Origin of the sequence: Cellulomonas triticagri (assembly GCF_003696205.1) — a bacterium.
Classification (GTDB): Bacteria; Actinomycetota; Actinomycetes; order Actinomycetales; family Cellulomonadaceae; genus Cellulomonas; species Cellulomonas triticagri.
Window position 1 is genome coordinate 18273 of sequence record NZ_RFFI01000014.1, and the last position, 21745, is coordinate 40017.

Below are 21745 nucleotides of genomic sequence, written 5' to 3' on the forward strand. Positions count from 1 at the left end.
GTCAGGGGCGCCGGAACAGCCCCGCCCACAGGAAGTCCTCGCCGAACGTCGGGACGTCGCCGTCGGTCGACGGGCGCATCCGCCGCAGGTCGACCTCGGTCAGCCACCCGAACGCCCGCCGCAGGTCGTCCGCCGCGTACGCGAGCCCGCCCCCGAGGTGGCCGTCCCGGTACAGGTCGAGGTCGTCGGCCTCGGTCCCGCTGCGCTCGTCGGCACCCTCGGCGGGGTCGTCCCCGGTCGCGAAGCACGCGAGCCCGAACCGGCCGCCGGGGCGCAGCGTCCGCTCCAGCAGCGCCCGGTAGGACACCCGGCGGTGCGGCGGCAGGTGGTGGAAGCAGCCCGAGTCGTAGACCAGGTCGTACGGCTCGGTGGGCGGCTGCCAGCGGAAGATGTCGGCGCGGGTGAACTGGACCTCCACCCCGGCGGCGGACGCGCGCTCGGCTCCCCACGCGACCGCGGTCGCGGACAGGTCGAGGGCGTCGACCTGGCAACCCTGCTGCGCGAGCCACACCGCGTTGCGACCGGGGCCGCAGCCGAGCTCCAGCACGCGGGCCCCCGGACCCAGCGGGAGCGTCCCCGCGGCGTGCCACGCGACCAGGCTCTCGTCCGGGGCCCAGCGGAAGAACGGCACCGGACGGTCCCGATCGGCGTAGAAGCCGTCCCAGAAGTCCGCGCCGCCGCGGTCGGACCACCGGTCGGCCCGCTCGGCGAACAGGTGGTCGAGCAGGGCGAGGACGTCGGTGACCGTGTGCACGGAGCGACCGCGACCGACAGGTGCGTCGGCGGGCTCCGGGGCATCGGGGAACATGGCTGACCTGCACCTCCGTCGGCGGGAGCCTCCAGGCTAGGGCCCCCGGCCCGGCGCCGGGCGGGACCTCTGGCCAGGGGCGCGGGGATCCCGGGAACGACGAAGGCCCCAGGTCCGGGGACCTGGGGCCTTGCTGTGGGCGATACTGGGATCGAACCAGTGACCTCTTCCGTGTCAGGGAAGCGCGCTACCGCTGCGCCAATCGCCCGTGGTGCTACTTACTACGAGGTGGAGACGGGATTCGAACCCGTGTATACGGCTTTGCAGGCCGCTGCCTCGCCTCTCGGCCACTCCACCCTGAGACTTACGTCCGCAGCGACCGAACTGACGGTCGGCCGGGAGTGTCTGCCTCCGAGCGGACGACGGGATTCGAACCCGCGACCCTCACCTTGGCAAGGTGATGCTCTACCACTGAGCCACGTCCGCACGCCTTGTCCCACCGGTTCTCACCGGCGTTCCTTGGTGCGTCGAGAACATTAGCCGACTTCCGAGGCGAGAGTCCAATTGGCTCCCGGTGGGGGTGCGGACCCGCGTGATCACGCGGATCCGCACCTCGTGACCGGCGTGCGTGCGGGGGTATCCGTGCAGATCAGCGGGTGTGACCTGCGCCGCACCGCACATTCCCGGGAGCGGGCCTGGCTACCGTGGGCGGGTGCCGAGCCCCCTGTCCGCGTCCCCGAGCGCCGTCGCATGGTCCGGCGGACGCGTGCTGCGGGACGTGGTCGAGCACGTCCCGGACGTCGCCCGCGAGCCGGGACGACTGCGCGCGCCGGGGCACTGGGTGCTGGTGGGGGACTTCGAGGGCACCGTGGCGGCGTGGCGGTTCCGCACGGCCGAGCCCGCTCCGGCCCCCGGGTCGGGGACCGCGTGGCAGGGCCCCGCCGCCGACGCCTGGGAGTCGTCCCTCGACGAGGCGGGCTACGTCGCCGCCGTCCGGGCGGTCCGGGAGGCCGTCCGGCAGGGCGAGGTCTACCAGGCGAACGTCTGCCGGGTGCTCGCGGCCCCGCTGCCGGCGCGGGACGGCCGGGAGCCCGACGCCCGGGCGCTCGGCGCGCTGCTGGCGGCGGGGAACCCCGCGCCGTACGCCGCGGGCGTGCACGTCCCGGCCGGGGGAGCGGTGCCGCCGGTGTGGGTGGTGAGCGCGTCCCCGGAGCTGTACCTGCGGGTCGCGGACGGGTGGGTCACCTCCGCGCCGATCAAGGGCACCGCCGTCACGGCTGCCGGTCTCACCGCGAAGGACCGCGCCGAGAACGTGATGATCACCGACCTCGTGCGCAACGACCTGCAGCGGGTGTGCGAGCCCGGCACGGTCGAGGTGACGACTCTGCTGGGCGTGGAGGAGCACCCCGGTCTCGTGCACCTGGTCTCGACCGTGCGCGGGCGCCTGGCGCCGGAGGTGCGGGACGCCGCGGACCTGTGGGCGCGGCTCCTGGGGGCGACGTTCCCGCCGGGATCGGTGTCGGGGGCCCCGAAGGTCGCGGCGCTCGACCTGATCCGGCGCCTGGAGCCGGTGCCGCGCGGACCGTACTGCGGCGCGGTCGGGTGGGTGGACGTGGACCCGGACGGGACCACCCGGGCGGAGCTCGCCGTGGGGATCCGGACGTTCGTCTGGTCGGACGGGGTGCTGCGCTTCGGGACCGGCGCCGGGATCACGTGGGGGAGCGACCCGGACGCCGAGTGGGCGGAGACCGAGCTCAAGGCCCGGCGGCTGGTCGGGCTCGCCTCGTCGGGGCACCTCGGGCGGGGTGCGGGCGGGGGCGGTCCTTCCACGTCGTGGGTGGCACGATGACGGGCGTGGACGTCCTGTGGGCCGGTGGGTGGCTGCGCGACCCGGCCGAACCGGTGCTGCGCGGCGACGACGCCGGCTTCGCGACCGGGCTCGGCGTGTTCGAGACCTGCGCGGTCGTCGGCGGGCGCGCGTTCGCGCTCACCCGGCACCTGCACCGCCTGGCCGCGTCCCTGGCGGCGCTCGGGCTGCCGCCGGTCGACCTCGACGAGGTGCGCGCGGCGGTCGCGGCGGTGCTGGATGCGGGGGGCGACGGCCTCGGACGGCTCCGGGTGACCGTCAGCCCGGGCGCGCCCGGCGGGCACGCCCGTCCGTCGCTGGTGGTCACCGGCGGGCCTGCTCCCGTGCGCGGTGCCCCGCACGTCGTCCGCTCGCCCTGGGTGCGCAACGAGCGCTCCCCGCTGGCGGGGCACAAGTCCACGTCCTACGCCGCGGACGCCCTCGCGCTCGCCGCGGCCGTCCGGGTGGGCGGCAACGAGGCGCTGCTCGCCGACACCCGCGGCGCGCTGTGCGAGGGCACGGGCTCGAACGTCTTCGTGGAGCGCGACGGCGAGCTCCTGACCCCCGGGCTGGCGACGGGCTGCCTGCCGGGCGTCACCCGTGCGCTCGTCCTGGCCTGGTCCGCAGAGGCCGGGCTCCCCGTGCGCGAGGCGGGCCCGGACGAGCTGCCGTGGACCGTGGTCGAGGACGCCCGCCAGGGCCGCGTCGGACTCGCGCTGACGGGGTCGCTGCGCGGCGTCGTCGGTGTCGAGGTCGTCGAGGGCGTGGCCGTGCCGGTCGGGCCGCTGACGGCGGAGGTCGCGCGCCGGTTCCGGGCGCGCGCGGCCGACGACCTCGACCCGTAGCTCCGGGCGGGCCCGGGTCCGGGGCGGACCCAGGTCCGGACGTGCGACGGCCGCCGCGCCCCGGAGGGTGCGGCGGCCGTGGTGTCGCTCGGGTCAGGCGGTGAGGAGCGCCGCGATGAGCGCGGCGATCTCCCCCTCCATGCGCTCGCTCTCGGTGCCGAGCGCGACGAGCTGCTCGGTGGCGGTGAGGAACCGCTCGAGGGGCTCCGACGGCGAGGCGAGCAGCGCGCTGCCCTCGATGCCGGTGAGGGAGACCAGGGTGAACATGGGGTCCTCGTCCCGCCACACCTGCACGTCGCCGCTGCCGGCCGGGTCCTCGGCGTCGGCGAGCATGCCCTGGAGCAGCAGCTCGCGGCCGAGCAGCCAGACCGACGTGGACTGGGGGCTGGTGAAGACGGCACGGACCGTGTAGGGGTCGCTCACGCGGTACGACAGCTCGGCGGTGACCGGCAGGACGCTGGCATCGGAGCTGATGAGCTGCATGGCGACGGACTCGACGACGTCGTACGAGCGCTGGGTCACCGCATCCTCCTTCACACACATCTCGCGAGAAGACCACTATGACAGTCGGGACGCCAGGTGCCGAGGTCGGGGAGCGACTTTCACCCGGTGGGACGCATCCCTCCTCCGGGAGCGCCGTCGGCGCTCGTCGGCGGCGCCACCCCGACGGTGCAGGTGGGGCGGTGGCGAGGCCGATCCGGGGGCCGTTTTCGCGTCCGGGCTCCGGTCGGGTAATGTCTTCCCCTGCCGGGCGATTGGCGCAGTGGTAGCGCGCTTCGTTCACACCGAAGAGGTCACTGGTTCGAACCCAGTATCGCCCACCGGCACGCAGGCCCTCGGTCCCCTCCGGACCGGGGGCCTCCGTCGTCCCCGGGGCCGGTGCGCCCCCCCGTCGACGCCTGCCGACGCGACCTGCGCCGCCGTGGGTCCCCGCGGCGGGTGAACCGGTCGGTAGCATCGTCGGCGGACCCCGAGCGCGAGGCGCGGGACCGACCCGAGGAGACCATGCACGTGTCCGAGCTCATCACCCTCACCGTCGACGGCACCAGCACCACGGCCGAGGCGGGGACCACGGGCACGGACCTGTTCGCCGCGCGTCGCGAGGTGGTCGTGGTCCGGGTCGACGGCGAGCTGTGGGACCTGTCCCGTCCGCTGCCCGACGGCGCCGTCGTCGAGGCCGTCACCATCGACTCGCCCGACGGCCTGGCCGTCCTGCGCCACTCCGCCGCGCACGTGCTCGCGCAGGCGGTGCAGGAGGTCAACCCGAAGGCGAAGCTCGGCATCGGGCCGCCGGTGACCGACGGCTTCTACTACGACTTCGACGTCGAGACCCCGTTCACCCCCGAGGACCTCAAGGCCCTCGAGAAGGTGATGACCCGCATCGTCAAGGAGGGCCAGACCTTCCGACGCGTCGAGGTGACCGACGACGAGGCGCGCGCGCTGGCGGCCGACGAGCCGTACAAGCTGGAGCTCATCGGCCTGAAGTCCACCGCGGACAGCGCCGGTGAGGGCGCGTCGGTCGAGGTCGGCCAGGGCGGGCTCACGTACTACCAGAACGTGCGCGGCGCGGGTCGGGAGACCGAGACGGTCGTCTGGCAGGACCTGTGCCGCGGCCCGCACCTGCCCAGCACCAAGCTGCTCGGCAACGGCTTCCAGCTGACCCGCTCGGCCGCCGCGTACTGGCGCGGGTCCGAGAAGAACCCGCAGCTGCAGCGCGTCTACGGCACGGCGTGGCCGACCAAGGACGAGCTCAAGGCGTACCTGGAGCGCGTGGCCGAGGCCGAGCGCCGCGACCACCGCCGCCTGGGCACGGAGCTCGACCTGTTCTCGTTCCCGGACGAGATCGGCTCGGGCCTGGCGGTGTTCCACCCCAAGGGCGGCATCATCCGGATGGAGATGGAGGAGTACTCGCGGCGCAAGCACGTCGAGGCGGGCTACTCGTTCGTCAACACCCCGCACATCACCAAGCAGCAGCTGTTCGAGATCTCCGGGCACCTGGACTGGTACGCCGACGGCATGTACCCGCCCATGCAGCTGGACGAGGAGCGCGACGCCGCGGGCAACGTCACCAAGCAGGGGCAGAACTACTACCTCAAGCCGATGAACTGCCCGATGCACAACCTGGTCTTCGACTCCCGGGGGCGCTCGTACCGCGAGCTGCCGCTGCGGCTGTTCGAGTTCGGCACGGTGTACCGGTACGAGAAGTCCGGCGTGGTGCACGGCATGACCCGCGCGCGCGGCTTCACGCAGGACGACGCGCACATCTACTGCACCCGCGACCAGATGAAGGACGAGCTCACCAGCCTGCTGACGTTCGTCCTCGACCTGCTCAAGGACTACGGCCTGGACGACTTCTACCTGGAGCTGTCCACCCGCAACCCGGAGAAGTCGGTCGGCGAGGACTCCGCCTGGGAGGAGGCCACCGAGACGCTGCGGCAGGTCGCCACGGAGTCCGGTCTGGACCTGGTCCCGGACCCGGGCGGCGCCGCGTTCTACGGCCCGAAGATCTCCGTGCAGGCGAAGGACGCGATCGGCCGCACCTGGCAGATGTCGACCATCCAGCTGGACTTCAACCTGCCGGAGCGGTTCGACCTGCAGTACACGGCCGCCGACGGCACCCGGCAGCGCCCGGTGATGATCCACCGCGCGCTGTTCGGCTCGATCGAGCGGTTCTTCGCGGTGCTGACCGAGCACTACGCGGGTGCGTTCCCGGCCTGGCTCGCGCCGGTGCAGGTGCTCGCGGTGCCCGTCGCGGAGCCGTTCGAGCCGTACCTCGAGGAGGTCGTGCAGCAGCTGCGGGCGCAGGGCATCCGCGCCGAGCTCGACCGCTCCAGCGACCGGTTCGGCAAGAAGATCCGCAACGCCAGCACGCAGAAGATCCCGTTCGTGCTCATCGCCGGTGGCGAGGACGCGGAGGCCGGGGCGGTCTCGTTCCGGTACCGCGACGGCCGCCAGGAGAACGGCGTGCCGGTGGCCGAGGCCGTGCAGCGCGTCGTGACCGCGGTGCGCGAGCACGCGCAGGTCTGAGCGCCGCGTGACCGACGACCACGACGACCCCGCGGGGCCGGCGGCCGAGGAGGCCGCCGGCTTCGCGGGGGTGCCCGACGGGTTCGGCCGGCTGTGGACGCCGCACCGGATGGCGTACATCGGCGGGGAGAACAAGCCCACGGGCTCCGGCCCCGGCGACGGCTGCCCGTTCTGCCGGGTGCCGACGCTGTCCGACGAGGAGGGTCTGGTCGTCGCGCGCGGCGCCGTCGCGTACGTGGTGCTCAACCTGTACCCGTACAACGGCGGGCACGTCCTCGTGGTGCCGTACCGGCACGTCGCGGACTACACCGACCTCACGGACGCCGAGGTGGCCGAGGTCGCGGACCTGACGCGGACCGCCATGCGGGTGCTGCGAGCGGTGTCCGGACCGCAGGGCTTCAACCTCGGGATGAACCAGGGCGAGGTGGCGGGCGCCGGGATCGCCGCGCACCTGCACCAGCACGTCGTGCCCCGCTGGGGTGGCGACAGCAACTTCCTGCCGGTCGTGGGGCGCACGCGCGCGCTGCCGGAGCTGCTCGCGGACACCCGCGCGCGGCTCGCGGCGGCGTGGCCGGCGACGACGTCGGCGGGGGACCAGAAGGGATGACCGGCAGGTGCTGAACCGACTGCGCGGGGCGATGACGCGGATCTTCACGCCCGTCGCCGACGCGCTGCTCAAGCGCGGCGTGTCGCCGGACGCGGTGACGATCACCGGGACGGTGGCCGTCGTCGCCACGGCGCTGTGGCTGCTGCCGACGGGGCACTTCCTCGCCGCGGCGCTGGTCATCGCGTTCTTCGCGCTCACCGACAGTCTGGACGGGGTCATGGCGCGCCGCGCCGGGCGCTCCGGGCCGTGGGGGGCGTTCCTCGACTCGACGCTGGACCGGTTCGGCGACGCGGCGATCTTCACCGGCCTGGTGCTGTGGTTCGCGGGCGAGGGCGACTCGACCTGGGGGCTGGGCGCCGCGCTGGCGTGCCTGGTGCTCGGGTCCGTCGTGCCCTACGCCCGGGCGCGCGCCGAGGGCCTGGGCATGACCGCGCAGGTCGGCATCGCGGAGCGCGCGGACCGGCTGGCCGCGGTGCTGGTCGCGACGGCGGCGGTCGGCGCGGGCCTGCCGCAGGTCGTGCTCGTGGTCGTGCTCGTGCTGCTCGCGGTCGCGTCGCTCGTCACGGTCGTGCAGCGGATGGTCACCGTGCGGCGGCAGGCGGTGGGCGCGGCGTGAGGCGCCCCGAGATCGACCTCGCGCGGTTGTTCGCCTTCGCGTGGCGGGTGGTCGGCAAGATCCCCGACCCGGTGGTGCGCGGGCTGTTCCGCCTGGTCGGCGACGTGCTGTGGCTGCTGCGCGGCGCGGGCGTCCGCCAGCTCGAGGCGAACCTGCGCCGGGTGCGCCCGCAGGCCCGCCCGGAGGAGGTCCGCCGGCTGTCGCTGCTGGGCATGCGCTCCTACATGCGGTACTACGGCGAGTCGTTCGCGCTGGTCGGCGCCGCGCCGGACCAGATCGACGCCCGCGTGCGGCTCGTCAACGAGGACGGCGTGCGCGCGACCATCGCCGACGGCCGCATGGTCGTCATGGCGCTCGGCCACCTGGGGAACTGGGACCTCGCCGGGGCGTGGGCCACCCGCAACCTCGGCCGCACCGTGACGGTCGCCGAGCGGCTGAAGCCGGAGGCGCTGTTCCAGGAGTTCCTGGCGTTCCGCGAGTCCCTGGGCCTGGAGATCATCGCGCTGGACGGCGCGGGCGGCGGCGGGGTGTTCCGTGAGCTCGTCCGGGCGGTCAAGCAGCCGACCGGCGGGTTGGTGCCGCTGCTCGCCGACCGCGACCTCACGGCGCGCGGCGTCGAGGTCGACCTGTTCGGCGAGCGCGCCCGCGTCGCGGCGGGCCCGGCGGCGCTGGCCGTCGCGACCGGCGCCCCGCTGTGCGCGACGACCATCACCTACGAGCGGCTGCACGGCGAGCGCCGCCGCGCCGCGGGGACGGCGTGGGGGATCGTCATCGAGTTCGGCCGCGTGCTGACCGTCCCGGACGACGTGCCCCGCGCCCAGCGGGTCGCCGTCCTCACCCAGGCGTGGGTGGACGACCTCGGCGCGGGCATCGCCCGCGCCCCCCAGGACTGGCACATGCTGCAGAAGGTGTTCGTCGCGGACCTGGACCCGGAGCGGTACGCCCGGACCCGCGCGGCGGCTGGGGAGGACGCGTGACCGCCGCGCCGGAGCGCCCGCTGCGGGTCGGCATCGTCTGCCCGTACTCGTTCGACGTGCCGGGCGGCGTGCAGTTCCACGTCCGGGACCTCGCGGAGGCCCTGATCGCGCGCGGGCACAGCGTGTCCGTGCTCGCCCCCGCCGACGACGAGACGCCCATCCCGGAGTACATGACGTCCGCCGGCAAGGCCGTGCCCGTCCGGTACAACGGCTCGGTGGCGCGGCTCGCGTTCGGGCCGATCACGGCCGCGAAGGTGCGCCGCTGGCTGGAGGCCGGGCAGTTCGACGTGCTGCACCTGCACGAGCCCGCGACGCCGTCGCTGAGCATGCTCGCGCTGTGGATCGCCGACGGCCCCGTGGTCGCGACGTTCCACTCGTCGCTGGTGCGGTCGCGGTCGCTGCAGATCGCGTACCCGCTGGTCCGGCAGTCGCTGGAGAAGATCGGTGCGCGCATCGCGGTGTCCGAGGACGCCCGGCGCACCCTGGTCGAGCACCTGGGCGGCGACGCCGTCGTCATCCCCAACGGCGTGTACGTGGACGCGTTCGCCGCCGCCGAGCCCGACCCGCGCTGGACGGGCACCCCCGACGCCCCGACCGTGGTGTTCCTGGGGCGCCTGGACGAGCCCCGCAAGGGCCTGCCCGTGCTGCTGGACGCCGTGCCCGCGCTGCGGCAGGCGTTCCCGGGCATCCGGGTCCTCGTCGCCGGGCGCGGCGAGACCGGCCCCGAGGAGGCCCGCGCGCTGCTCGGCGACGACGCGGTCGCCGTGGAGTTCCTCGGTGGGCTCAGCGACGAGGACAAGGGGCGGCTGCTCGCGTCCGCGGACGTGTACGTCGCCCCGCAGACCGGCGGCGAGTCGTTCGGGATCGTGCTGGTCGAGGCGATGAGCGCGGGCACGGCGGTGCTGGCCTCGGACCTCGGCGCGTTCAGCCGGGTGCTGGACGACGGCGAGGCGGGCGTGCTGTTCCGCACCGGCGACGCCGCCGACCTGGCGCGCACGCTGACCGACCTGCTGCGGGACCCCGAGCGGCGCGCGCGGGTCGCGGCCGCCGGTGCGGCCGCGGTGCACCGCTACGACTGGTCGACCGTGACGCACCAGGTGCTGACCGTGTACGAGATGGCGGTCGAGGGCAGCGCGACGCCCGTGGGCGAGGACCCGTCCTCGCGCCGCGGCGGCCGGCTGCCCGGGCTGCGACGCCTGCGAGGTGACGTGTGAGCTGGTCCGAGACCGCGGTGATCGTCGTGGCGGTCGCGCTGCTCGTGCTGTGGTGGTCCTGGGTGGCCGCGTCCCGCATCGACCGGCTGCACCGCAAGGTCGCCGCGTCCCGCGCGGTCGTGGACACCCAGCTGCTGCGGCGTGCCTCGGCCGCGTCGACGCTCGCCGCGTCCGGCGTGCTCGACCCCGTGAGCTCCGTGCTGGTCGGCGAGGCGTCCTGGGCGTCCATCGCCGCCGGGGACCCGCAGGTCGGCGGCATGGCGCGGCTCCCCGAGGAGCTGCGCGGCGCGGGGCGGGCGCGCGGGGCGTCGGGTGCGGGGGAGGACCGCGGGCTCGTGGAGAGCGAGCTCTCCTCGACCCTGCGCGAGGCGCTGGACGACGCCGAGGAGGTCGCCGCGCTGCGCGAGGAGCCCGGCGCCGCCGAGCTGCTCGACGCCCTCGGGGACGCCTGGTACCGGGTGCAGCTCGCCCGCCGGTTCCACAACGAGGCCGTCGCCCAGGCGCAGCGGATGCGGCGCGGCTGGGCCGTGCGCACCCTGCGGCTCGCCGGGCGCGCCCCCATGCCGCAGACGCTCGAGCTCGACGACTCCTGGCCGCCCGCCCTGGGCCGCCCGGGGCAGCCGCCGACCGCCGCCTGACGGCTGTGGACGAGGCGACCGGGCGGTCGCCGCGCGTGACTACGATGGCGGTGGAACCCGTCCCCCTCAGGACCGAGATGCGAGGCACCCCGTGACCAGCGAGACCAGCCAGCCCACCCCCTCCGACGCGCCCGCGGTCGGCACCGCCCGCGTCAAGCGCGGCATGGCGGAGATGCTCAAGGGCGGCGTCATCATGGACGTCGTCACCGCCGAGCAGGCGAAGATCGCCGAGGACGCCGGGGCCGTCGCGGTCATGGCCCTCGAGCGGGTGCCCGCCGACATCCGGGCCCAGGGCGGCGTCGCGCGGATGAGCGACCCCGACCTCATCGACGGCATCGTCAGCACCGTGTCGATCCCGGTCATGGCGAAGGCCCGCATCGGCCACTTCGTCGAGGCGCAGGTGCTGCAGAGCCTCGGCGTGGACTACGTGGACGAGTCCGAGGTGCTGACCCCGGCCGACTACGCGCACCACATCGACAAGTGGCAGTTCACCGTGCCGTTCGTCTGCGGGGCGACCAACCTCGGCGAGGCGCTGCGCCGCATCACCGAGGGCGCGGCGATGATCCGCTCCAAGGGCGAGGCCGGCACGGGCGACGTCTCCAACGCGACGACGCACATGCGCACCATCCGCGACGAGATCCGCCGCCTGTCCTCCCTGCCCGAGGACGAGCTGTTCCTCGCCGCGAAGGAGCTCCAGGCGCCGTACGACCTCGTGGTCGAGGTCGCCCGCGCGGGCAAGCTGCCGGTCGTGCTGTTCACCGCCGGTGGCATCGCCACCCCCGCCGACGCGGCGATGATGCGCCAGCTCGGCGCCGAGGGCGTGTTCGTCGGCTCCGGCATCTTCAAGTCCGGCAACCCCGCCGAGCGTGCCGCGGCCATCGTCAAGGCCACGACGTTCTACGACGACCCGGACGTCATCGCGAAGGTCTCCCGCGGCCTGGGCGAGGCGATGGTCGGCATCAACGTGGACGACGTCCCGGTGCCGCACCGCCTGGCCGAGCGCGGCTGGTGACGCTGCCCCTGCCGACCGACGGCCCGCCGACCCCGACCGGGGTGGGCGGGCCGTCGCCGTCCGTCCCCGGGTCGCCGTCCGACGCCGCCGCCGGCGTGCTCGGCGACGGCTGGGTGCTCGGCGACGACGGCCTGCGGTACCGCCGCGCCGCGCGGGTGCTGCTGCTGGACGCGGACGACCGGCTGCTGCTGGTGCGCGGGCACGACGTCGACCAGCCGGAGCGGTCGTGGTGGTTCACGGTCGGCGGCGGCATCGACCCGGGGGAGTCCGCCCCGGACGCCGCCCTGCGCGAGGTCCGCGAGGAGACCGGGCTCGTCCTGGACCCCGGCGCGCTCGTCGGCCCGGTGCTCACCCGGACGGGGATCTTCGACTTCTACGCCCAGCGCTGCCGCCAGGACGAGGAGTTCTTCCTCGCCCGCGTGGACCACGCGCTCGACACCGACGCGGTGGACCGGGTCGGCTGGACGGCGCTGGAGCAGGACGTGCTGGACGAGCTGCGGTGGTGGGACCTCGCCGAGCTCGACGTCGAGGGGGAGACCCGTGAGGTGTTCCCCGAGGGTCTCGCGGACCTCGTCCGGGGGCTGCTGACGGGCTGGGACGGGGTCGTCCGGCACCTCGGCGACCAGGTGGACGACGCCGGGGTTACCGGGGAGTAACGTCCGGGCGCCGTTCTCCGTTATGGTCTGCCGGTGCCCATCTCGACGTCGCCCGCCACCCGCATCCACCGCTCCGGCATCCGCACGCTCATGGAGCTCGCGATGCGCGACCCGGAGGCGATCCGGCTGGAGATCGGCGAGCCCGACGTCCCGACGCCCGCGCACGTCGTCGCGGCCGCGGGCCGGGACGCCGCCGCCGGGCACACCGGCTACACGTCCAGCACCGGCACCCCCGAGCTGCGGGCGGCGCTGGCGGAGAAGGTCCGCCGGGTCAACGGCCTGGAGGTGACCGCGGAGGACGTCGTCGTCACCCACGGCGCCATGCACGGCCTCGCCATGGCCATCGCCGCGCTCGCCGGCCCGGGTGACGCCGTCCTGCTGCCGGACCCCGAGTTCCCGAACTGGCGGATGGCGGCCGTCGCCGCGGGGGTCGACGTGACGACCTACCCGGCGCACGCCGCGAACGGCTTCGTCCCCACGCTCGCCGACATCGAGGCCGCGATCACCCCGCAGACGCGGGTGCTCGTCGTCTGCTCGCCGAACAACCCCACCGGCGCGATGTACCCCGCGGACCTGCTCGCGGGCGTCGTCGAGCTCGCGCGCCGCCACGACCTGTGGGTGTTCTCGGACGAGTGCTACGAGGCCATCACCTTCGACGCGCCGCACGTCAGCCCGGCGTCGTTCGACACCGACGGGCGCGTGGTGACCTTCTTCAGCTTCTCCAAGACCTACGCCATGACCGGCTGGCGCCTGGGCTACGTCGTCTCCCGGGACGCCGGCGTCGTGGACCTGCTCGGCCAGGTCGCGGAGGCCACCGTCGCCTGCCCGTCCTCGGTCAGCCAGCGCGCGGCCCTCGCCGCCGTCACCGGCCCGCAGGACGACGTCCGGACCGCCGTCGCGTCGTACCAGGAGCGCCGGGACGCGGCTGTCGCGCTGCTCGCGGCGCGCGGGGTGCCGTGCGTGCGTCCCGCCGGGGCGTTCTACCTCATGGTCGACGTGTCCGCCGCGACCACCGACTCCGAGGCGTTCGCGCTGCGGCTGCTGGACGAGCGGCACGTCGCCGTGTCGCCCGGCAGCGCGTTCGGCGCGGCGGGTGAGGGCATGGTCCGCGTCTCGCTGGCCGCCGAGCGCGGCGCGCTGCTCGAGGGCCTGGGTCGGCTCGCCGACCTCGTCGGCGCGTGGGGCGAGGTCGCGGTGCCCGCGGCGGTCGCCACGCCGTGACCGACCGGTCCCACGGCATTCGTAGGATGAACGGGTGAGCACCTCCAGCGCACCCACCGTCGGCGTCCTCGCCCTGCAGGGCGACGTCCGCGAGCACCTGGCCGCCCTCGACGCCACCGGCGCGCGCGCCGTCCCGGTCCGCCGGGCGTCCGAGCTCGACGCCGTCGACGCCCTCGTCCTGCCGGGCGGCGAGTCGACCACCATCGACAAGCTGCTGCGCGCCTTCGAGCTCGACGGCCCCGTGCGCGAGCGCCTGGCCGCCGGGATGCCCGCCTACGGGTCCTGCGCCGGGATGATCCTGCTCGCGGACCGCATCGTGGGCGGCATCGACGGCCAGCGGACGCTCGGCGGGCTCGACGTCACCGTGCGGCGCAACGCCTTCGGGCGGCAGGTCGACTCGTTCGAGACGGACCTGCGGATCGACGGGGTGCCGGACAGCGAGCGGACCCCGGTGCACGCCGTGTTCATCCGCGCGCCCTGGGTCGACGAGGTCGGGCCCGCCGCCACGGCCCTGGCCCGCGTGGAGTCCGGGCCCGCCGCCGGTAGGATCGTCGCGGTGCGCCAGGGCTCGTTGCTCGCGACGTCCTTCCACCCGGAGGTGACGGGCGACACGCGGGTGCACCGGCTGTTCGTCGAGATCGTCCGCGACGCCCGGTAGGGGCGGGAGCGCGCGGCCCGCTGCCGGGACGCGCACGACACCCGCCACCGGGACGGACCGGGGCGTCCGCGGGAAACGAGAGGGAAGCGATGTCGGGTCACTCCAAGTGGGCCACCACCAAGCACAAGAAGGCCGCGATCGACGCGAAGCGCGGCAAGCTCTTCGCCAAGCTGATCAAGAACATCGAGGTCGCCGCGCGCACCGGCGGCGGTGACCCCGCGGGCAACCCGACGCTGTTCGACGCCATCCAGAAGGCGAAGAAGACCTCGGTCCCCAACGACAACATCGAGCGCGCCGTCAAGCGCGGCTCCGGTGCCGAGGCCGGCGGGGCCGACTACCAGACGATCCTCTACGAGGGCTACGGCCCCGGCGGCGTCGCCTTCCTCGTCGAGTGCCTCACCGACAACCGGAACCGCGCCGCCGCGGACGTGCGCGTCGCGTTCACGCGCAGCGGCGGCCAGATGGCCGACCCCGGCTCGGTCGCGTACCTGTTCTCCCGCAAGGGCGTCGTCATGGTCCCCCAGGAGGGGACCAGCGAGGACGCCGTGATGGAGGCCGTGCTCGAGGCCGGTGCCGAGGAGGTCAACGACGCGGGCGACCAGTTCGAGGTCCTGTCCGAGGCGACCGACCTCGTGCCCGTGCGCACGGCCCTGCAGGAGGCCGGCATCGAGTACGACTCCGCGGACGTCGTGTTCTACCCGGCCACGCAGATCGAGGTGGACGCCGAGGGTGCCCGCAAGATCCTGCGCCTGATCGACGCGCTCGAGGACTCCGACGACGTGCAGAACGTCTACGCGAACTTCGACGCCTCCGACGAGGTCATGGCGGAGCTCGAGGACGACTGACCCTCACGCGCCCTGACGCCCCGCCGCCCGACCCCGGGCGGCGGGGCGTCGTCGTGCACGGGCCGCCGCCTGGGAGGATGGACGGCATGCGCGTGCTGGGGGTGGATCCGGGGCTGACACGGTGCGGGCTCGGGGTGGTCGACGGGCTGCCCGGCCGGAAGGTCCAGATGGTCGCCGTCGGCGTCGCCCAGAGCGCCCCCACCGCGGACATCGACCAGCGGCTGCTGCTCATCGCCGGGCAGATCGACGAGTGGCTCGAGGAGCACGCCCCCGACGCGCTCGCCGTCGAGCGGGTGTTCGCGCAGCACAACGTCAGCACCGTGATGGGCACGGCCCAGGTCGCGGGCATCGCGATGCTCGCCGCCGCACGCCGCCGCATCCCGGTGGCGATGCACACCCCGTCCGAGGTCAAGGCCGCCGTGACCGGCAACGGACGTGCGGAGAAGGTCCAGGTGCAGACGATGGTCGCCCGGCTGCTGTCGCTGGACGCCCTGCCGAAGCCCGCGGACGCCGCCGACGCGCTCGCCCTGGCGATCTGCCACCTGTGGCGGCCCGCCGGCGCCGTGGGTGCGCCGCAGCGCGCCCCGGGGTCGATGACGGCCGCGCAGCGGGCGTGGGCGGCGGCGGAGCAGGCGTCCCGCCGCCGCTGAGCGGCCGCTGAGTCGGCACCGTCCGCCAGAGGCGAGTCGGGGGCCCGGGGCGGGCGGGCGTGTCGCGTTCGTACAGGTGTTCGGGGGCGTGGCAGACTGGCGCGCGTCGTCGACCGGAAGGACCCTCTGTGATCGCCTCGGTGCACGGGACCGTGCAGGCCGTGCGGCTGGACGCCGCGGTGGTGGAGGTCGGCGGGGTGGGCATGCTCGTGCAGGCCACCCCCGCGACGCTCGCCGGGCTGCGCGTCGGCCAGACCGCCACCCTGCACACCTCGCTGGTGGTGCGGGAGGAGTCGCTGACGCTGTTCGGCTTCGCCGACGACGACGAGCGCGAGGTGTTCGAGGTCCTGCAGTCCGTCAGCGGCGTCGGGCCGCGGCTCGCGCTGGCGATGCTCGCGGTGCACACCCCGGACGGGCTGCGGCGCGCGGTCGCGGGGGAGGACCTGGCGGCGCTGAAGCGGGTGCCGGGCATCGGGCAGAAGGGCGCGCAGCGCATCGTGCTGGAGCTCGCGGACCGCCTCGGCGCGCCCGCCCCCGTCGGCGTGCCCGGCTCGGGCGGCGGCGCCGCGGCGCCCGCCGACCGCCGTGACCAGGTCGTCGAGGCGCTGGTCGGTCTCGGCTGGAACCAGAAGGCCGCCCAGGACGCCGTCGCGACGGTGCTCGACGGCAGCGACGAGCCCGTGGGCGAGGCCGAGGTCGCGGGCGTGCTGCGCGCGGCCCTGCGCGAGCTCGGCGGCGGCCGTGGCTGACGAGGCGCTGGACGCCGAGTCCGTCGTCCGGCCCGGCGCGGACGAGCTGGAGCGCGCCGCCGAGGCGGCCCTGCGCCCGCGGCACCTGGACGAGTTCGTCGGCCAGAAGGTGGTCCGCGAGCAGCTGTCGCTGGTGCTGGAGGCCGCGGTCGGCCGCGGGCGCGCGCCCGACCACGTGCTGCTGTCCGGCCCGCCCGGGCTCGGCAAGACGACGCTCGCCATGATCATCGCCGCGGAGCTCGGCACGTCGCTGCGCGTGACCAGCGGCCCGGCGATCCAGCACGCGGGCGACCTCGCCGCGATCCTGTCCTCCCTGGAGGAGGGCGAGGTGCTGTTCCTGGACGAGATCCACCGGCTCGCCCGGCCCGCCGAGGAGCTGCTGTACGTCGCGATGGAGGACTTCCGGGTCGACGTCGTGGTGGGCAAGGGCGCGGGTGCGAGCGCGATCCCGCTGGCGCTGCCGCCGTTCACCGTCGTCGGCGCGACGACCCGGGCTGGACTGCTGCCCGCGCCGCTGCGGGACCGGTTCGGCTTCACCGGGCACCTCGACTTCTACGCCGACGACGAGCTCGAGAAGGTGCTGCTGCGCTCCGCCGGGCTGCTCGGGGTGCCGCTGGCGCACGAGGCGGCCGCGGAGATCGCCTCGCGGTCGCGCGGGACGCCCCGCATCGCCAACCGGCTGCTGCGCCGGGTGCGGGACTGGGCGCAGGTGCGCGGCGACGGCACGCTGTCCCTGGCGGCGGCGCGCTCCGCGCTGGAGGTCTACGAGGTCGACCGGCTCGGCCTCGACCGGCTGGATCGCGCGGTGCTGACGGCGCTCTGCACGCGGTTCGGCGGTGGCCCCGTGGGGCTGACGACGCTCGCGGTGGCGGTCGGCGAGGAGCCGGAGACGGTGGAGACGGTCGCGGAGCCGTTCCTGGTGCGCGAGGGCCTGATCGGCCGGACGCCCCGCGGGCGGGTCGCGACGGCGGACGCGTGGGCGCACCTCGGGCTGGACGCCCCGGCGCCGTCGGGCACGCTGTTCGGCTGACACGCTGCTCGGCTGATCGGGCCGGGAGAGCGCGATCCGGGAACCGCCACGCCCGCGCGGTCGTTAGGAGGCCGGAGCCGTGGCGAATAGACTGCGGCGGACGTCTGAACCGATCAGGAGCTGTTCTTCGTGGACCCCACCTTCCTCATCATCCTCGTCGTCGGTCTCGGCGCGATGTTCCTGCTGTCCAGCCGGCAGCGCAAGGCGCAGCGCGAGCAGCTGAGCTTCCGCGACAACCTGCAGCCCGGGCAGAAGGTGATGACCGGGTCCGGCATGTACGGCACCGTCGTCGAGGTCGACGGCGACGAGGTCACCCTGGAGTCGCCCACGGGCGCCCAGACGGTGTGGATCAAGGCCGCCATCGCGCGCCTGGTCGACCCGCCGGTCGAGGAGGACGAGGTCGAGGAGGACGCCGACCTGGACGACGCCGACTGGCGCGACGAGCCGGGCGCCATCCCGCCGGGCCGCATCGACGTGCCGGACGACCTGTCCTCGCTGCAGCCGAAGCGTGAGGACGACGGGCCCGAGGACCAGAAGAAGTAGTCGACGGGCGCTGGCCCCCGCAGCAGCGGGGGACCGGCCACCCACCACCCGCACCGCCCGGCGAACCCGGGCGGTGCGCGCACGAGAGAAGACGATCCGTTGGCCCCACCCACCCGTCGCCGGCACCCGGCGCGCACGCTGATCACGCTCGCCGTCCTCGTGGCGGCCGTGTTCGCCGCGATCTTCGCGGGCACCAAGTGGTCGGACGCGACCTGGTCCCCGAAGCTCGCCCTCGACCTCGAGGGCGGCACGCAGCTGATCCTCGCGCCGGTCGCCGAGGACGCGTCGAGCGTGTCGTCGGAGACGATCAACCAGGCGATCCAGGTCATCCGCCAGCGGGTCGACTCCTCCGGCGTCGCCGAGGCCGAGATCACCAGCCAGGGCGGGTCCAACATCGTGGTCGCCCTGCCGGGCCGCCCCAGCGAGGAGACCCTCGACCTGGTGCGCACGTCCGCGCAGATGGAGTTCCGGCCGGTCCTGACCTACGCGGCCCCGCAGCCCACGACGGCGGACGGTGCCACCGAGGCGCCGACCGACGGCGCGACGGACGCGGCCACGGCCGACCCGTCGGCGGCCCCGGAAGCCACCCCGGCTCCGACCGACGCCGCCACCGGTGACGCCTCCGCCGACGGCGTCGTGTCCGGCACCGTGCCCGGCACCGCTGCCACGGACGACCCGACGGAGCCGACGGCGGAAGCCACGGAGCCCGCGACCGACGGCGCCGCGGGTCCGACGTCGCCGAGCGACGCCGCGTACTACATCACCCCGGAGGTCGAGGCCGCGTTCGCCGCGCTCGACTGCACCGACCCGAACAACCTCACCGGCGGGCAGTCCGGCCCGGCGGACGAGGCCCTGGTCACGTGCGACCCGGACGGCACCGTCAAGTACATCCTCGGCCCCATCGAGGTCGAGGGCGCCCGCATCGCCAACGCCTCGTCCGGCCTGCAGGTCACCTCGACCGGCGCGGTCACCAACCGCTGGGCCGTGAACCTCGAGTTCGACAGCGAGGGCACCACGCAGTTCCGCGACGTCACCGAGCGCCTGCAGGGGCTGCAGTCCCCGCAGAACCAGTTCGCCATCGTCCTCGACGGCCTGGTCATCTCGGCGCCGAGCCTGGACCCGGGCGTCATCATCTCGGACGGCAAGGCCGAGATCTCCGGCACCTTCACCCGTGACTCCGCGACCGCCCTGGCCAACCAGCTGAAGTTCGGTGCGCTGCCGCTGAGCTTCGACGTGCAGAGCGAGGAGCAGATCTCCGCGACGCTCGGGTCCGAGCAGCTCGAGAAGGGCCTGCTCGCGGGTCTGCTCGGCCTGCTGCTCGTGGTCGTGTTCTCGCTGGTCCTGTACCGCGCGCTCGGCCTGGTGACCGTCGCGTCCCTCGGCATCGCCGCGGTGCTCACCTACGGCGTGATCACGCTGCTGTCCTGGACGCAGGGCTACCGCCTGTCGCTGCCCGGCGTCGCGGGCCTCATCGTGGCCATCGGCATCACCGCGGACTCGTTCATCGTGTACTTCGAGCGCATCCGCGACGAGCTGCGCGAGGGCCGCACCCTGGTCGCCGCCGTCGACCGCGGCTGGGAGCGCGCGCGCCGGACCATCCTCGCGTCCGACGCGGTGAACTTCCTCGCCGCCGTCGTCCTGTACTTCCTCGCGGTGGGCTCGGTGCGCGGGTTCGCGTTCACGCTCGGCCTCACCACGCTCATCGACCTCGTCGTGGTGTTCCTGTTCACGCACCCGGTCATGCTGCTGCTCGCCAGGACGAAGTTCTTCGGCCAGGGCCACCGGCTGTCCGGCCTCGACCCGAAGCGCCTCGGCGCCACGGGCGGGACCCGGTACGTCGGTCGCGGCCGGTTCGTCACCGAGCCCAAGCCCGGCGCCACCGGTGCCGCGTCGCTCGACGCCCCGACGTCCACGCTCGTGGCGGCGGTGCCCGGCGCGGGCGGCACCATCGCCGAGCGCCGCGCGGCCGCCCGTGCCGCCGAGGCGCAGGCCGCTGCGGGGGAGCAGCCCGCCGAGGAGGGTGCCGTCGCGACCGACGACGCCGTGACGGACACCAGCCCGCCCGACGACCCGGGTGCCAGCGGCACCGGCGACGACGTGCGGACCGAGGGGAAGGACGCCTGATGGCCGTCAACTTCGCCCAGTGGGGCAACGACCTGTACACCGGCCGACGGTCGTACGACATCGTCGGTCGCCGGCGGATCTTCTTCCTCGTCGCCGCCGTCCTGGTGGTGCTCTCGGGGATCCTGCTGGTCAAGCCCGGTCTGCACGCGGGCATCGAGTTCCGCGGCGGGTCCGAGTTCACCGTCTCCGGCGTCCAGGACGTCGACCAGCAGGCCGCGCTCGACGCGGTCGCGGAGGTCTCGCCGGACGAGGTCCCGCGCGTCAGCAACGTCGGCACGTCCGCGATCCGCATCCAGACCGTCGAGCTCACCAACGAGCAGGTCGACCAGGTGCGCGCGGCGCTCCAGGAGGCGTACGACGTCTCCGAGGACGACGTCGCGAGCTCGTTCATCGGCCCGACCTGGGGCCAGGACGTGTCCAGCAAGGCCGTCACCAGCCTCATCGTGTTCCTCGTGCTGGTCAGCATCGTCATGACCGTGTACTTCCGGAACTGGCGGATGGCCGCGGCCGCGATCATCGCGCTGCTGCACGACCTCGTCGTGACCGTCGGCGTCTACGCCGCGATCGGCTGGGAGGTCACGCCCGCGACGGTGATCGGCTTCCTGACGATCCTCGCGTACTCGATCTACGACACCGTCGTGGTGTTCGACAAGGTCCGCGAGAACACGGCGGGGATCACCGACCAGACCCGCGCCACCTACGCCGAGCGCGCCAACCTCGCCGTCAACCAGACGCTGGTCCGCTCGATCAACACCTCCGTGGTCGCGCTGCTGCCCGTCGCGGCGATCCTGTTCATCGGCGCGTTCGTGCTCGGCGCGGGCACGCTGCGGGACATCGCCCTGGCGCTGTTCGTCGGCATGCTGGTCGGCGCGTACTCCTCGGTGTTCCTCGCGACGCCGCTCGAGGTCGCCCTGCGCGAGCGGGAGAAGCCGATCCAGGAGCACACCGCCAAGGTGCTGCGCCTGCGCGCGGCGGAGGCCGCGGGCACGGGCGCCGAGGACGGCGCGCCGGAGGCCGCCGCGGCGGGCGCCCGGTTCTCCGGGCAGGTCCGCCCGGGCGGGCACCAGGGCGTGGCCGCGCAGCCGCGCCGCAAGAAGGGCGACCGGCGATGAGCGCCGGCCGGCACTCGGGCACGACGGAGGAGACCACGGTGGAGCTCACGGGAGAGGCCCTCGTGGCCCGCATCGACGAGCTCGTGCGCGACGTCCCCGACTACCCCACGGCCGGGGTGGTGTTCAAGGACATCACCCCGCTGCTGGCCGACGGCGCCGCCTTCCAGGCCGTGGTCAAGGAGATGGCCGCGCGCGTGCCCGGCCCGGTCGACCTGGTCGCGGGCATGGAGGCGCGCGGGTTCATCCTCGCCGCCCCGGTCGCGCTGGAGCTCGGCGCGGGCTTCCTGCCCGTGCGCAAGGCCGGCAAGCTGCCCGGCCCGACCGCACGGCGGGACTACGAGCTCGAGTACGGCGCCGCCACCGTCGAGCTGCACCCGTTCACGGTGCCGAAGGGCGCGCGCGTCCTAGTCGTGGACGACGTCCTCGCGACCGGTGGCACGGCCGCCGCGACCGTCGAGCTGCTGGAGGAGTGCGGCGCCGAGGTCGTGGGCCTGTCGTTCCTCATGGACCTGACGTTCCTGCCCGGGCGCTCCCGCCTGGCGGGGCGGCCGGTCGACGCGCTGCTCGAGGTCGGCTGACCTCCGGACGACGGCGCGAGGCCGGGGCACCCCACGGGGTCCCCGGCCT

The 21745-nt window shown here is 74.5% G+C and carries 22 protein-coding genes and 4 tRNA genes; 21 read left to right on the forward strand and 5 right to left on the reverse strand.

What is annotated here, in order from left to right; genetic code table 11:
* Window position 1: 1 nt before the first annotated feature.
* The 4 genes from EBM89_RS04075 to EBM89_RS04090 form a co-directional block, all read right to left on the reverse strand.
* Window positions 2–808 (reverse strand): class I SAM-dependent methyltransferase, encoded by an 807-nt coding sequence (locus EBM89_RS04075; protein WP_122148183.1) that lies wholly within the window; start codon window positions 806–808, stop codon window positions 2–4.
* 136 nt (window positions 809–944) lie between these two features.
* A tRNA-Val gene (locus EBM89_RS04080) sits at window positions 945–1016 on the reverse strand.
* An 18-nt stretch (window positions 1017–1034) separates the two neighbouring features.
* Window positions 1035–1105: transfer RNA gene (locus tag EBM89_RS04085), tRNA-Cys, on the reverse strand.
* Between the two features lie 57 nt (window positions 1106–1162).
* Window positions 1163–1234, reverse strand: a tRNA-Gly gene (locus EBM89_RS04090).
* Between the two features lie 226 nt (window positions 1235–1460).
* Between EBM89_RS04090 and EBM89_RS04095 the strand changes: the two genes are divergently transcribed.
* Window positions 1461–2597 (forward strand): chorismate-binding protein, encoded by a 1137-nt coding sequence (locus EBM89_RS04095; RefSeq protein ID WP_122148184.1) that lies wholly within the window; start codon window positions 1461–1463, stop codon window positions 2595–2597.
* Between the two features lie 5 nt (window positions 2598–2602).
* On the forward strand, window positions 2603–3439 hold the full coding sequence (locus tag EBM89_RS04100) for an aminotransferase class IV (RefSeq protein WP_439647159.1): 837 nt from the start codon (window positions 2603–2605) through the stop codon (window positions 3437–3439).
* Between the two features lie 93 nt (window positions 3440–3532).
* Here the strand turns inward: EBM89_RS04100 and EBM89_RS04105 are convergent, their stop codons facing one another.
* On the reverse strand, window positions 3533–3961 hold the full coding sequence (locus tag EBM89_RS04105; RefSeq protein WP_122148186.1) for an SsgA family sporulation/cell division regulator: 429 nt from the start codon (window positions 3959–3961) through the stop codon (window positions 3533–3535).
* Between the two features lie 227 nt (window positions 3962–4188).
* Here EBM89_RS04105 and EBM89_RS04110 point away from each other — a divergent pair.
* The 19 genes from EBM89_RS04110 to EBM89_RS04200 all read left to right on the forward strand — a co-directional run bounded on the left by EBM89_RS04110 (window position 4189) and on the right by EBM89_RS04200 (window position 21696).
* A tRNA-Val gene (locus EBM89_RS04110) sits at window positions 4189–4260 on the forward strand.
* Between the two features lie 184 nt (window positions 4261–4444).
* Window positions 4445–6466 (forward strand): threonine--tRNA ligase, encoded by a 2022-nt coding sequence (thrS, locus tag EBM89_RS04115; protein WP_122148187.1) that lies wholly within the window; start codon window positions 4445–4447, stop codon window positions 6464–6466.
* Window positions 6467–6473: 7 nt separating this feature from the next.
* Window positions 6474–7073: an HIT family protein gene (locus EBM89_RS04120; protein WP_199731969.1), complete on the forward strand. Its 600-nt coding sequence runs from the start codon at window positions 6474–6476 to the stop codon at window positions 7071–7073.
* 7 nt (window positions 7074–7080) lie between these two features.
* Window positions 7081–7689: a phosphatidylinositol phosphate synthase gene (pgsA, locus tag EBM89_RS04125; protein ID WP_122148188.1), complete on the forward strand. Its 609-nt coding sequence runs from the start codon at window positions 7081–7083 to the stop codon at window positions 7687–7689.
* Window positions 7686–8666, forward strand: a complete 981-nt coding sequence (locus EBM89_RS04130) for a phosphatidylinositol mannoside acyltransferase (protein ID WP_122148189.1) — start codon at window positions 7686–7688, stop codon at window positions 8664–8666. The genes pgsA and EBM89_RS04130 overlap by 4 nt, the downstream gene beginning before the upstream one ends.
* Before the next feature lie 20 nt (window positions 8667–8686).
* Complete coding sequence (locus EBM89_RS04135) at window positions 8687–9880, forward strand: glycosyltransferase family 4 protein (protein ID WP_199731970.1); 1194 nt, start codon at window positions 8687–8689, stop codon at window positions 9878–9880.
* Window positions 9877–10518, forward strand: a complete 642-nt coding sequence (locus EBM89_RS04140) for a hypothetical protein (protein WP_122148191.1) — start codon at window positions 9877–9879, stop codon at window positions 10516–10518. Before EBM89_RS04135 ends, EBM89_RS04140 begins: the two co-directional genes overlap by 4 nt.
* Before the next feature lie 91 nt (window positions 10519–10609).
* Window positions 10610–11530, forward strand: coding sequence for a pyridoxal 5'-phosphate synthase lyase subunit PdxS (gene pdxS, locus EBM89_RS04145; RefSeq protein ID WP_122148192.1), 921 nt, complete (start codon window positions 10610–10612; stop codon window positions 11528–11530).
* Entirely contained in the window at window positions 11527–12186 is a 660-nt protein-coding gene (locus EBM89_RS04150) for an NUDIX hydrolase (RefSeq protein WP_439647160.1), read from the forward strand. The genes pdxS and EBM89_RS04150 overlap by 4 nt, the downstream gene beginning before the upstream one ends.
* A gap of 33 nt (window positions 12187–12219) precedes the next feature.
* The gene (locus tag EBM89_RS04155) at window positions 12220–13407 is read left to right on the forward strand and encodes a pyridoxal phosphate-dependent aminotransferase (protein WP_233571524.1); all 1188 of its coding nucleotides are present in this window, start codon (window positions 12220–12222) and stop codon (window positions 13405–13407) included.
* Between the two features lie 34 nt (window positions 13408–13441).
* Window positions 13442–14065 carry a pyridoxal 5'-phosphate synthase glutaminase subunit PdxT gene (pdxT, locus tag EBM89_RS04160; protein WP_122148194.1) on the forward strand — a complete coding sequence of 208 codons (624 nt, stop codon included), beginning with the start codon at window positions 13442–13444 and terminating at the stop codon, window positions 14063–14065.
* 89 nt (window positions 14066–14154) lie between these two features.
* The gene (locus tag EBM89_RS04165) at window positions 14155–14910 is read left to right on the forward strand and encodes a YebC/PmpR family DNA-binding transcriptional regulator (RefSeq protein WP_122148195.1); all 756 of its coding nucleotides are present in this window, start codon (window positions 14155–14157) and stop codon (window positions 14908–14910) included.
* An 86-nt stretch (window positions 14911–14996) separates the two neighbouring features.
* A complete protein-coding gene (gene ruvC / locus EBM89_RS04170) occupies window positions 14997–15560 on the forward strand; it encodes a crossover junction endodeoxyribonuclease RuvC (protein ID WP_122148196.1) in 564 nt (187 codons plus the stop codon).
* 128 nt (window positions 15561–15688) lie between these two features.
* Window positions 15689–16309, forward strand: coding sequence for a Holliday junction branch migration protein RuvA (ruvA, locus tag EBM89_RS04175; protein ID WP_122148197.1), 621 nt, complete (start codon window positions 15689–15691; stop codon window positions 16307–16309).
* Window positions 16302–17339 carry a Holliday junction branch migration DNA helicase RuvB gene (ruvB, locus tag EBM89_RS04180; RefSeq protein ID WP_122148198.1) on the forward strand — a complete coding sequence of 346 codons (1038 nt, stop codon included), beginning with the start codon at window positions 16302–16304 and terminating at the stop codon, window positions 17337–17339. The genes ruvA and ruvB overlap by 8 nt, the downstream gene beginning before the upstream one ends.
* A 129-nt stretch (window positions 17340–17468) precedes the next feature.
* On the forward strand, window positions 17469–17882 hold the full coding sequence (yajC, locus tag EBM89_RS04185; protein WP_122148199.1) for a preprotein translocase subunit YajC: 414 nt from the start codon (window positions 17469–17471) through the stop codon (window positions 17880–17882).
* Window positions 17883–17981: 99 nt separating this feature from the next.
* Window positions 17982–20006 (forward strand): protein translocase subunit SecD, encoded by a 2025-nt coding sequence (secD, locus tag EBM89_RS04190; protein ID WP_122148200.1) that lies wholly within the window; start codon window positions 17982–17984, stop codon window positions 20004–20006.
* The gene (gene secF, locus EBM89_RS04195) at window positions 20006–21118 is read left to right on the forward strand and encodes a protein translocase subunit SecF (RefSeq protein ID WP_122148201.1); all 1113 of its coding nucleotides are present in this window, start codon (window positions 20006–20008) and stop codon (window positions 21116–21118) included. The genes secD and secF overlap by 1 nt, the downstream gene beginning before the upstream one ends.
* Window positions 21115–21696, forward strand: a complete 582-nt coding sequence (locus EBM89_RS04200; protein WP_122148202.1) for an adenine phosphoribosyltransferase — start codon at window positions 21115–21117, stop codon at window positions 21694–21696. The genes secF and EBM89_RS04200 overlap by 4 nt, the downstream gene beginning before the upstream one ends.
* The last annotated feature ends 49 nt before the right edge of the window (window positions 21697–21745 follow it).